Source organism: Kosakonia sp. SMBL-WEM22 (assembly GCF_014490785.1).
Taxonomy (GTDB): Bacteria; Pseudomonadota; Gammaproteobacteria; order Enterobacterales; family Enterobacteriaceae; genus Kosakonia.
This window is the reverse complement of the sequence record NZ_CP051488.1, coordinates 3,005,494-3,017,808: the sequence shown is the minus strand read 5'-3', so window position 1 is coordinate 3,017,808 and position 12,315 is coordinate 3,005,494. Positions and strand designations below refer to the sequence as shown.

Here is a 12,315-nt window from a genome sequence, read left to right as displayed (position 1 = left end):
ACAGGCATTCTAACGTAAACAATTTGTTGTAAAATAGCCCCCTTACTTTTGTTGGTCTCGCGATGTTAAATCGGGCAGTGCGCAAACCATGTCTTCGATATTGAGTATATCAACGTATCAAGATGGCTCTACCTTAATTGTGAAGGATCAATATATGAAGCATGGTATGACAACAGATACACCAGCATTCCATAAGCCCAGCGTTATTGTTCTTTTAAGTCTCCTGAGTTTATTAATACTCAAGGGGCCAGCCCATGGCGATGAAACCTCAGAGTGTCCCAGATGATGACATGCTCCAGCTCTTCTGGAGCAGGCTCATGATCACATTCAAGCAGTATGTCTTCTGTTTGCGTTCCCCCGTTTTACGCCCTATAAATGGTCATGCAGGGATAGTACAGCGGCTACCAAAAATGAAATCAAGCGTGCAAGCGGCATTAAGATCCATAAAATGCTGCATTCTGCGCTGGATATAAGGGTCAATTCTGACAGTCTCTTTGAGAAAGAAAGAGAAGATGGTAATGATGATTCTGATAAGGTCTGCCCCTTGATCGTATTAATCGTGAACACCCCATTAAATGGCCTGATAAAATTAGACCTCTGTGCATATATTTGAAAATATCGGTTGGCTGGCGGTAATGATATATATCATTACCGCCTCGGGTGAAGCACATATTGCCGTAATCCACGTTGCTGTTCCACTTTGCGTGGTCAGCTCATACGGCTCCTAAAGATCGCCATAAATGCAGCGTAATTCTTCGACAATGTCAGCAAGCTGTCCGGGCAGCGTGGCGATTATGCCCAGCCGTCTCACCAGACTGTCGAAAGTGTCCGTGGTCATAAACACCCGCAACGCCTCTAGACTGATGAGGCAGGCCGCCTGGTAAGCGAGTCGGGTGATAACGGTGAACTCAGCTATGCATGGGATGCGCTGGGCGATCTGACGAATCTGACCCTGCCCGGCGGGCAGCAGCTCTCCTGGCTGCACTACGGCTCCGGTCACGTCAGCGCCATCCGCTTCGGGTCGCAGCTGGTCATTGAATTCACCCGTGACCGCCTGCACCGGGAAATCCGCCGCACCCAGGGCGCACGCGAACAGACCCGCAGCTATGACAGCCTCGGCAGGCGAACCGCGCAGCGCAGCGAACTCATCAAAGAAGTGGCCCTGCCGGAGCAGGCGATACTGGAGCGCCTGCTCCGCTATACCGGGCGCGGCGAGCTGGCGGGCGTCAGCGACACCCTGCGTGGCGAGGTGAATTACGGCTATGACGCCGAAGGCCGCCTGCTGAAGCATTATGCGTCCCGCCAGGGCAGCAGTGCGTTCTTTACCTATGATGCCGCCGATAACCTTGCCGCGAACGACGCCCCGGTTACTGATAACCGTCTGCAGCACTGGCAGAATCTGTTTATGCAGTACGATGCATGGAGCAGCCTGACCCGAAGACGCCGCGGGCTTTATGAACAGCACTATACGTATGATGCGGAAAACCGCCTTGTATCCGCGCGCTGAACGGGGCCGCAGGGACGCTTTGACGCGCACTATCATTATGACGCGCTCGGCAGACGGACCCGCAAGACGGTTACCACCGGTCACGGCACCCGTGAAAGCCGCTTCCTCTGGCAGGGTTACCGCCTTTTGCAGGAGCAGCATCAAGGCGGGCAGTGCAGCATGTATATTTACGACCCGAACGAGGCCTGGAGCCCGCTGGCACGGATTGACCATCTGCGGGAAGACTGGGCCGGGGAAATCTACTGGTTCAGTAGCGACCTTAACGGCGCGCCGCTGGAAGTGACAGACGAAGAAGGCAGCCTCCGCTGGAGTGGGCACTATGGCAGCTTCGGCGAGGTCCGGCACCAGACAGACGGCTTCACGCGGCTGGCGCAGCACACCGTGCTTGCGCACCAGCCCCTGCGCTATGCAGACAGCGAAACCGGCCTGCACGACAACCTGTTCCGCTATTACGACCCGCAGAGCGGACGGTTTACCGTTTAGGATCCGATAGGGTTAAGTGGTGGGCTGAACTTATATACTTATGCGCCAAACCCTCTCAAATATATTGACCTGCCAGGATTATGCAAAACAGGTGCTGAAGATAAAAATCCTTATGGTACTTATCGACCCGCTCGACCATTACCGCGCGATAAAAATGGGAATCCAGTCCCTGATGTTGATACGCCACATACTCAATTAGGTACTAAATCAGCAAGAAAAGAAGATTATACTCAAGCAAGGGAATGGGGGTATGATGAAAATGGTAATTTAGTTCCGAAAAGGGATATTGATTTTACAAATCATGGCAGACCTAATGAACACCCCAATTCTCATCAGCATGATTATATTCCTGACCCTACAGGAGGAACACCGCAACATGGTCCTGCAAAAGATCTGGAGATGCCATAATGTATGTAAGTAAAGGGTCGATGTGGAACAATGGAGAAAAAGCCCATTTATCTCACTTATTAGACAAAGTACCGGCTAACAAATGGGATTGGTATCTATATGAAATAGAGGGAGTTGGAATAGCTCCACAAGGTATGTCAATGCCTGATTTTGAGCAACGAGTTTTATCCAACGATATAGGATTTAAATTATCATGGGATGAAATCAACCATTTTTCCAACTCATTGAGTGATATAAAAAACTGTTTTTTAGCTGCGTTAGTGAAACCTGTTAAATATAGTGCATTAGAAAATGGTGACTTATCAAACTGTTTGGCACTGATAACTATATCAGATAGTACTTCATGGGAGGTGAAATTAATAGAGGATAACTATTAATTTATAAAATGAAATTTAAATAAAAACACGGGAAATTTCCACATGATATTCCCCGACTTTATTTTTTTGGGCTGCACACAGTACGCCAGATATTCCGTTTTTCATTCCCTTCACCACCTGTTTAGCCTGATAAAATGCTTTAAGTAGTTCCTTAAAGCAGTTTTTACGCGCAAGCAAGATCAGGCAACATTGCGAGATCTTCACGGTAACGCCCGTGCCGAGCTAAAATCCAGTCTCAATCATCTGGCGCTGATTTTGATCGCCGGCACGCCGCTGCGGTTGGGCAGATAAGCGGGTACAGCAGTCGGACGAGAACGCGCCGGAAGAGGCTACCGTATCGGCAGAGAGACTGTTTTCGTTTTTCTTATGGATGAAAAGGAGCTTGTCACTGTTGCTGATTCATTCGACGAATTTATTGAAGAATTATTTAGCTGAAAATACCCGCCTGCTAGTACCGTTGTGGCGGGCGACAGTTTCATTACAGGGTACGCGGATATCTGTTCCTTGTTGGTTTAGAACAGTGTTATGTAGGTATGACCTAATAACGTCCTGAATTTATGGCTCCCTGGACAATGTTAATATGACTTACTGCATTAACTTATACCGCTACTGACCGGATTTCTGAGCCCTGTAGGTGCCCCATATGCGCTTTACCTGGTTCACACAACATCCCGCAAGAGTCGCTGCGCGCGCAATTTACATACCGGCCTCGCCAAAAGCAATGATGCGTTCATACGTTTCGGCTTCCGGCCTGCGCCCTTTGTACTTACCTGAGGCCTTTGCCAGCTCCACGCCTTGCCGTTGCCTTTCACGAAAGGTTTCGTAGTCGTCCCACGCTATCTGCAGGGCTACTTAAAGCAGTATATTCTGAACGGACTCAAACACGATTCTGGGCATGCCGCCCCAACTGACGGCCAGCTCAGACAGATCCACGATGCCGGAGATGGCCAGCTTTGCCCCTTTAGCCTTTATTGGTTCAATCAGCTGCTCTGACTCCATAAGGGGAAGATGGCTGATGCGGTCATTTTTCTCAGCGACAACCGGCTACTCTGATTCGGGCATCAGCAACTGATCTGCTCTCCGTAAATCAATACAAACTGATGCCAGCAACGTCCGCTTCTGGCTGTGAGTTCAATGGGTCGATGCAACGCTATCCTTAATCAAGGGGACGTTAAGCAATACTGATTCGTTTGCCAGTTACTTACAGGTTTTTCCAGTCAGGCAGATTATTGGCCTTCTTGCGCCATCTATGAAACGCTGCCAGCATTACGCCAAATAGAAATCCACTGAAGAGACTTCTTAATATCGCCGAGGAAGGTTGAACGCCCATCCCTTTCCATGTGAATAACCACATAATGAGTCCCCATACAAGGCTAAATCCGAATCCCATAACGAATGTTATTTGCCAAAATGAAGCGAAAGGTAATGGCGGTATTTTTAGTCCTAACTTCCATAACCCACGCAACAGAGGAGGGGCATAATTGCTGCGCCACATCTTTTTGCTTTCCATGATGGCAAGCGCACGCTCCTTTTTTCGCTCAAAACACATTTTTTTCTCCCTGAATGATCATTTAACTGTTTACGGGATCTGTATTGCGATTCCCTGCATTCATATCTGAACTGTGCTGACTTCACTTTCTATCATAACTCAAAACAGAGTGTTTAAGCCCGCTCCTTGCTCATAGCAGATCATGCGGCTCACAAAAAGCGCCACGTTGTGCAAAGGCTTGTTTCATCGCGCGAGGCTACTTTTTTCCTGTTGCAATTGTTCATGTTGCTTAAGCTCGTAGTCGTGAAATGCCTCAATCATGCTTCGGTATACCTTCTCAATAATGACTTCAGGAACCCCTGCTTCGGCGGGCTTTCCACGCGCTTTAGTGATGGCCAGCGCTATATGCTCCGCTGCCCGCACGGCTGGAGGCGTGGTTTTGAACGCGGCAGCGGCTTAAACATAGCTCACGCGCTGGACAATAATTTTGACCTGCTCACTCTCTATCTCATCAATATAAGCTTTGACTTGCTGGATTGTGGGAAGGTAGATAACGCGATCTTTTGAACTAGTTCATGAGTCTTTCAGTGTTGATGATCTGGCCTGTTTTTACCTCTACGGCGCGATATGGCATCAACAATTGATCGCGTTATTCCTTTTTGAACTTTATTTATATGATATTTTTATAACGAGATAAAATTATATAATCTCTTATTATCATGGACTTAGACTGTTATGAAGAGCGTTATCGATTCAAAAACATCCGAGAATTGCCAGCGTTATGCATTTAAATTATCAACATGGTTGATATATCTTTAATTCAGATTTTATGGCGATATGATGTGGGAGAACTCTGAATAGTGAGAACGTTTCTTATTCACCACTCCCGACCTAAGAAGGAAAACGAGATTATGGACGATTTCGCAGTTCGTAGCGCAGGCGGAAAACTCGCGCTATGGGTCTTCTGGATATTCTGCCTCTATTTTTGCTGGTCTCTGGCAAGTAATCTCTGGCTTGCCGGCCCGGTTGATATCGCATCAGGCTTCGCCAGCGGCGCAGCGCGATCCGTTGAGAGCGGGTTGAACACGGTGTCAGGCATCGTTGCATTAAGTGCAGTAGGTGCGATACTGGGCGCCATTGCCTGGTATACGCGTCCGCGTGATATGCAAGCGTGACGCTGGGGCACCACCGTTTTCACAGGATGATGTATGTCTCTTATCGACTGGCAGCTGCGCTTTGACAAATGGATGACGCAGCACTTTACCCACGCCGATGCTGCCCACGATCTCGCACACTTTCGCCGCGTATGGCAAACGGCGCAAACGCTGATGGAGGAGGAGCAGGCTGATGCGCTGGTGGTGCTCACTGCCTGCTACTTCCACGACATTGTCAGCTTTGCCAAAAATCATCCGCTGCGTCACACCTCTTCGCAGCGGGCGGCGGAAAAAGCCGCCGCCATCCTCGCCGCTGATTTTCCTGATTTTCCCGAAGCCGCAATCCCCGCGGTACGCCATGCTATCGAAGCGCACAGTTTTAGCGCGGGCATCGCCCCGCAAACTCTTGAAGCGAAAATCGTGCAGGATGCCGACCGGATGGAGTCCCTTGGAGCCATTGGCCTTGCACGGGTATTTGCAGTCTCCGGCAGCATGGGCGGGGCGTTGTTTGATGGCGACGATCCCTTTGCCGCCGGGCGTGAACTGGATGACAAACGCTTTGCCCTCGATCACTTTCGCTGCAAGTTGTTGAAACTGCCTGCGACCATGCAAACCGCTAAAGGTCGCGCGCTGGCCATGCATAACGCCGATTTCCTGGTACACTTTATGGAAAAACTGAGCGCTGAGCTGCAGGGCGATTTTCAGCGGCTTGATGACGAGGTGCTGCGCCGCTACCGCGCGCATCCATCCTGAGGAGAGGAAACAGTGGCAGATGTGCATGATAAAGCGACGCGCAGTAAAAATATGCGCGCTATCGCCACGCGCGACACTGCCATTGAGAAACGCCTGGCGGGTTGCCTTGAGGCGATGGGGGTCGACTTTCGCGTGCAGGATGCCACGCTCCCCGGACGCCCTGATTTTATCGTTGATGCTTACCGCTGCGTTATCTTCACCCACGGGTGTTTCTGGCACCATCATAACTGCTATCTGTTTAAAGTCCCTTCCACACGCACTGATTTCTGGTTAGAGAAGATTGGCAAAAACGTACAGCGCGACGCGCGCGACTGCGCCCTACTGCTGGAGCAGGGCTGGCGGGTCATGGTTGTCTGGGAGTGCGCGCTGCGCGGAAAACTGAAACTCAGTGACGAAGCGCTCAGCGTTCGGCTGGAGGAGTGGCTCTGTGAGGGACAACCGACCGCGCAGATCGACACACAGGGCATTCACGGTGCATTCTAACTTGCCATGACTAAAGCACATCACTCATAAATGAGGATATGTAAAGCTCTACACTTTAGTAAGTGAAATAAAATACCTTATATATTTATATCAACCCCGCATTAAAAATAACCTGCCGCCTTATTTCTGCAAAGAGATAGGCAGAATTTTCTTTTGTAGGCGGGTATATCATAATAGGCATTTTTATTACCTCCATTTCTCCTGCATCTGTTGAGCATAAAAAGCCTTTTTGATGCCTGATATTCAACTTTATAAATCCATTAAACCAGGCAAGTTTTAATGTTGTGCGCCGCACAGCACACCCTGCACAAGTTTTATTAATGCCAACGCTTGTTGTATTTACTGGTGATGAGATTAAGCCTTCTTCTTTTTGAGAAGCGGGCGGGTTGGATTTAAATAATCACTGTTTTTAGTGCGGAGGAGATATGCCATTTTGCGATTTTTTATCAAAAATAATTTATATGGTATTTGCTAATGATAAAAACGAGTCATTATTGCCTGAAGTCGACAAGGCGCTGGCAGTGGAGGCGTTATCGGGTGATGGGATAGTTGACGTTGCGATAGATATTCCACCGCAGGCTCTCACTGCAGTAAGCGGTGAGGATGCAGCGATATCCGGCGGAGACTTATCGCAGCAAAGTGAAGAAGCACAACATCTTAAAGCGACCCTTTATGGCGCGCTCAGCCGCAAGATGCCACATCTTTTCGAATACCGACATCAGGCATATCACATCTTCAAACCTGATGCGGCCGTCATTCGGGGTGTACAGGAAAAGCTCATGACCGTGCGTAGTACAACCGCGCCGGATACGCTTTTTGCTCCTGCACAACATTTTCTGCAACTCCTCTTATCCCTGCAGCAACGCGACGATCCAGCCGCGAATGAGATACACCTTCACGCCTTCGATTTGATGCACGTGCTCTCCGATGCGCTGGAGGCTATCGCGGCTGCTAATAGCGTAGGGCATCTGGACTGGGAGGGGGAAATTGCCGCAATGGTTGATGAGTATCGACATAAATTGATCGCTGCTCTCCCACCGAACATTACCCTGCGTCAACAGGCGGAAACTTTACTCATGGGCGAAAGCAGGGCGATAAGCGCAGAGTATCAGCGTTTCGCTCAGTTGGAGCAGTCACTCATGGCTGAAAGTTTGCTGACTCGCCAGCGGCTGGCAGACTGCCTGCAACAGCAGGCCGAAGTCATACTGGCTAAAGCCCGCGACGCGCGGCTCTATGCGATGAACACCTTACTTAAGCGGACAGCTTGCGCCGCCGTAGAGAGTGCCGGGCATGCGCCCGATCATATCCAGCTGCTTCATCATATTCTGCACACCGCCAATATGCTTGGAAGCCTTGCGGTGAGGTTGATAGAGGTTAAGGAACGCATCTCGCCTGATGAAGATAAAAAAGAGAAAAAAAAGGCGCAGAAGGTATGGCGTCGTGCCGAGGGCAGGTTGATAAATCCCACGCAGGGTGCAAAGAGTGCCGCTCCGGGCCAGCACAACACTCCTGCCAGAATAAGCACAAAAATGAATTACTCCCCCCAACCAGCCTGCACCGACGCCCTCGACCGCGCGGTAAGAGATAGCGCACTGCTGCTGATTGACGAAATTCACCAGGCGGAACGGCGGGTAAAACAGATGCCGATGGTCGCAGGGGAGGTAGCAAAAGCGGTTGAGCACTACCTGCACGTGAGCGAATCCCGGCCCGGTGATGTGGCGTCTTTGGCGCTCAATCATGTGCTCACACAAGAGTTAGAGTCAGAGGCAAAGCGCTGGCAATCTGTCGTACAGCAGGGTCAGCAGCAGCTGGAAGCACTTATTTATCCTCTGACAGAGCGCACAGAAGATAAGTGGGCAGAGATATTTCACGGGGTTCTGTTCAAGACGCTGCGTGATCTACCCCAGAGTCAGGAGCCGGGCAAAACAGCGCAGCTCAAACAGATTGAGAAAACCATCCGTCACACTGCTAAAGGGTTGAGCCAGCTGACTCAGCAAATTCAGGCCGCTATTGTTCGCCTGGCGAGACACGGCAACAGCGACAGGCTTGAATTTAATACCCACATCGCGCAGTGGTTAGCGGCATTAAAACGGATGAAAGAAGACGTCAGAAATAGCGTCTTTGAGATAACGGGACGCTCGCTGGGCAGCCTGTCTTGTCGCGACAGGCTGGTGCGCGGCATAAGCGAATGGGCGAAAGGGTTGCGCCGGGAGTACTTACGGGACTTTCCTTTGCAGGAAAAAGTCGCGGCAGCCATATTATTTGATCGAACATTGCTGGAAATCGTTCAGGATAGCCGCCGTCACTTTGCAAATAAAACCGATCCGCAGGCCGAAGGCTTTATCAGCAGACTAAAACTCGCGCTGCAGCACGCTGCAGAGGAGACCACACTTTGTTCACCCACTCTGCAGGAGATAGTAGCCGGAGCGCGGATCGTGCCAAACGATATCCGGCTCCGGGTTAAGAGAGAGATAATCAGCAGCGCAATGTTAGCGGTGTTCAGAGAGGGTTTCCGTCTGGTAAGCGGACCCTTTTCTCTACCCGTGCGAGTAATGTTAAGCGGAGCACGAACCGGGCTGAACCTCTTTCGCAGACGGCGCAATGGCGATCGCCTAAGGCTGGATGAGCAGAGGGCGCGCCCTGAAAAAGCGCTCCCTATCGATAAAGTGTTATCGACAGTGGCGTTTCGTTTAACGCTGTCACTGTCACCATCAATAGCTACGGGAGGAGCAGGAACCTATTCCGATATACCGCAAGGCGAGAGAACGAAACAGATCCATACAGAGATTATCAAGCTGCCGGAGGCGCTGGCCTGGGGGGCTGGGTTTATCGGAACACGTACCATGATTATTAATACGCTAAGGCACTCTATCGAGCAGGCACTAAAGCGGGAAGTCGCGAATTTTATTGCAGAAGTGGATAAGACATCATTGCCACGTCGGGTAAAGCGCGCTTCAGACGATCATCATGCGGTTCACGGAAAAGGTTACTATCCTGCACCTGAACGAGAAACGGCAATAGATTCACTGCTTGAGAATAAAGTAAAAGAGACCTTATCTTTTACCGCTGAAGGGGCATTTCCGGCACCCGATGCTATGCAGCAGTCGCCAGTATCCCGCTTATATAAATATAAAAGAGCGTCATACCTTTTCATCGCTGGGCGATATTGGCAGTTTCAGCAGACAGATATTAATGCAAATGTTCTGAAAGGGCATATTTATGCTCATACGGAGGGGAAGAGTGAGCATAATCCCTCGCTGCCTGTTTATTTTAGCGAGGAGGATAACAAATGGTATTTTTCAGGCAGCGGTGATCCTCAAAGTAGTGACAATATTTCCTCTGCCAAAAACAGTTATATTACAACCAAAGCGTCAGCCCGCCTTATCGAACAAGCTAGCGAGTGGCCTACGGAAAGTGCTTATAACTATCTCTGTATGGCTCATGGACAACAAGGGCAGATTTATTTTGACGGAGTAAAACACTTTATCTATCTGCGGGACAAATATTGGCCTGTGATGTTAAGAGGAGTTGACGAGGCTGCGATAGTGATCGGCAAAGCAACGCCGGTAACGATTTATCGTGATGCTGAATCGATAACCTGGGACGTGAAAAATAAGCCAGGTTGCAAAGGTGCAACCGCTGCGTTGTTATCGGATGTCAGGGGCTGGAATGCAAAAGGCGCTTATGAACTCACGCTCTCTGAAACCCCATGCGAGGGGCGTATTTATAAACAAAGCCATGGTCATCTATATATTTATCTTGCTCGTAGGTTCTGGCCCTGTAAGAAGTTAAGTGCGGACCTCTGCGGTGTATTTATTACCGCGTGGGGTATGAAAAGTGTCGTTATTATTAGTGATGTTAACGGCTACTGGGATTACGCGGACAGGACAGATACAGAAAAGTTTTACGCGTTTTTAGATATTCAAAAAAAGATTCTGGAATCTAAAATTGAGCCTGCGGTGAAAAATAGGATTAAAGCCTGTCTTGATGCGGTAAATTTTATATCATGGAGCAATTTAACTAATCAGGTGATTACTGTAATCGATACGGAGTTCCACAAGTTCTATCTGCATCCGGAAAATGAGAGTCTTATTGCGATAATGATGCTCAGAAAAATGATCCTCGATAGCCAGAAAGTGGCGAAAGGAATATTGAGTGGCACGGCCTACGGCCGCGAAAATTTAAGCTGGGATCGTCGGCTCCTCTCCTGTTATTGGGAAGCGTTCAATGTCGATATCACTGATGTCGGCGCGTTAGCCACTGCGCGTTATGCGCGTATGTTAGCTGACGATGCACAGGTTAAATATAATAAGCTTGATACAAGGATCCCAGCGGAAGAAAAGAAGAGATTGGCGAGGATTAATTCTAATATAGCCATATTGAAAGAAAAAATATGGCAAGCGGAAAATAACCCCAAAGAGTACACTCTAGCCTCTCATGCGGCGGCCTTCCATATAATATATAACGAGGATTTTAGCGCCGAGCTGAAGAAAAAGGAGAATGAAAAAGCCGTCGTACAATCCATCGTTAACAGAATGCAGAAGAAAAAAGATACATACTCTCAACTAATCCTCTCTTATAAGAAAAAATATCAGCAATATGAAGAGGGGATGGCGATTGGCGATAAAACCTTTACCCAACGGCTTGGGTTGCAGAGTGATAAATCAGATATCATTGCCGCAGCAAAAGAAGCCGTAGTTGAGTTGGCATTAAAAGAGGTAAAACTGCGGCAAAACTTTCTCCTTGAAGAGAGCGAAAGCGAGCGCAAGCAGATAGATACGCTTCGCATCGCCAGAGCGGCTGTCAAAGCAATATTGGTGCAACAACAAATCTATAACAAATTAGTAGAGGCGCTTGAAAAGATAAATATAGCGATGCCCGACGCCAGTGAGACTTATGCTGACATTGTGTGGGCGAACAGAATGGCGGAAGCGCTATATCCGAAACTGGGTGCTGAGGAAGAAAATGCTGCAGCACGTGATCTTCTCCCGACGATGCTGCATTGGTTGCAGAAGAACAAAAAGAGTGTTTCACATCTGAAAAATCTCCGCGCCCAAGCAATCATTGATGAATATGCAAAGAGCCGGCACCAGTTAAATCCATTGACAACCGAAAAAGAGATACCAGAAGGGTATACCTCCTTGTCAGAAATGCTCGGTGGCGAATATTTTTCGCGTAAATGGGATTACAACCAGCAGTTTATTGAATATAAAAAAAAGTTTAGTGGGTATGAAGCAAGCGAGCGGGTGAGGGAGTTGCTGATTATTTCAGCCCTCTCATTGGATCAAATTGCAGCGCCTGTCAAAAAAAGCGTCCGACTTGATGTCAGAAAGAAAAATAACGTCAAAGATGTCCATCCCGGAGAGCTGGTATTTATTCAGCTTCAAAACAATGATTGGGTCTTTTTCTCTCTTTTCCCGGATGCAACTTTTAGTCGGCAATTTACCGATACGCAAATGCAAAGCAACCCATGGCTAAAAGCCATAGCCAGGCTTGAACCCCATAAAGTTCATAGCCATGGGCTGGAGAGCACCTTTACCGAGGCCTTTTTTAAAAAAGAGTTCGGTCACGCCAAAGACAAAATTTACTGGGATGGCAAGCGACGTGCGGCAAAAGAAAAAGAGGAGCTTATCAATAACATCCTTTACAAAGAATAGGATG

9 protein-coding genes and 1 pseudogene are annotated in these 12,315 nt (G+C 48.8%); 7 read left to right on the top strand and 3 right to left on the bottom strand.

The features are described from left to right. Nucleotides 1–868: 868 nt before the first annotated feature. Both HF650_RS14440 and HF650_RS14435 read left to right on the top strand, forming a co-directional pair. Nucleotides 869–2,071 (top strand): annotated as a pseudogene (locus HF650_RS14440) (RHS repeat-associated core domain-containing protein); the annotation flags it as partial. 326 nt (nt 2,072–2,397) lie between these two features. Then, the gene (locus tag HF650_RS14435; protein WP_187799261.1) at nt 2,398–2,775 is read left to right on the top strand and encodes a hypothetical protein; all 378 of its coding nucleotides are present in this window, start codon (nt 2,398–2,400) and stop codon (nt 2,773–2,775) included. 15 nt (nt 2,776–2,790) lie between these two features. On the opposite strand, the gene HF650_RS14430 is transcribed toward HF650_RS14435, so the two are convergent. Continuing rightward, nucleotides 2,791–2,979, bottom strand: coding sequence for a hypothetical protein (locus HF650_RS14430; protein WP_223284168.1), 189 nt, complete (start codon nt 2,977–2,979; stop codon nt 2,791–2,793). Between the two features lie 997 nt (nt 2,980–3,976). Further along, complete coding sequence (locus tag HF650_RS14425; protein WP_187799260.1) at nt 3,977–4,324, bottom strand: DUF6404 family protein; 348 nt, start codon at nt 4,322–4,324, stop codon at nt 3,977–3,979. A gap of 168 nt (nt 4,325–4,492) precedes the next feature. On the opposite strand from HF650_RS14425, the gene HF650_RS25570 reads away from it, so the two are divergent. The 4 genes from HF650_RS25570 to HF650_RS14405 all read left to right on the top strand — a co-directional run bounded on the left by HF650_RS25570 (nt 4,493) and on the right by HF650_RS14405 (nt 6,654). Continuing rightward, entirely contained in the window at nt 4,493–4,831 is a 339-nt protein-coding gene (locus HF650_RS25570; RefSeq protein ID WP_187799259.1) for a hypothetical protein, read from the top strand. Nucleotides 4,832–5,175: 344 nt separating this feature from the next. Further along, entirely contained in the window at nt 5,176–5,439 is a 264-nt protein-coding gene (gene drpB, locus HF650_RS14415; RefSeq protein WP_023479203.1) for a cell division protein DrpB, read from the top strand. Nucleotides 5,440–5,472: 33 nt separating this feature from the next. After that, nucleotides 5,473–6,171: a phosphohydrolase gene (locus HF650_RS14410; RefSeq protein WP_187799258.1), complete on the top strand. Its 699-nt coding sequence runs from the start codon at nt 5,473–5,475 to the stop codon at nt 6,169–6,171. Nucleotides 6,172–6,183: 12 nt separating this feature from the next. Continuing rightward, a complete protein-coding gene (locus HF650_RS14405; protein ID WP_187799257.1) occupies nt 6,184–6,654 on the top strand; it encodes a very short patch repair endonuclease in 471 nt (156 codons plus the stop codon). An 85-nt stretch (nt 6,655–6,739) separates the two neighbouring features. Here the strand turns inward: HF650_RS14405 and HF650_RS14400 are convergent, their stop codons facing one another. Next, nucleotides 6,740–6,949 carry a hypothetical protein gene (locus HF650_RS14400; RefSeq protein ID WP_187799256.1) on the bottom strand — a complete coding sequence of 70 codons (210 nt, stop codon included), beginning with the start codon at nt 6,947–6,949 and terminating at the stop codon, nt 6,740–6,742. Nucleotides 6,950–7,079: 130 nt separating this feature from the next. On the opposite strand from HF650_RS14400, the gene HF650_RS14395 reads away from it, so the two are divergent. Next, entirely contained in the window at nt 7,080–12,311 is a 5,232-nt protein-coding gene (locus HF650_RS14395) for a hypothetical protein (protein ID WP_187799255.1), read from the top strand. Nucleotides 12,312–12,315: the final 4 nt, after the last annotated feature.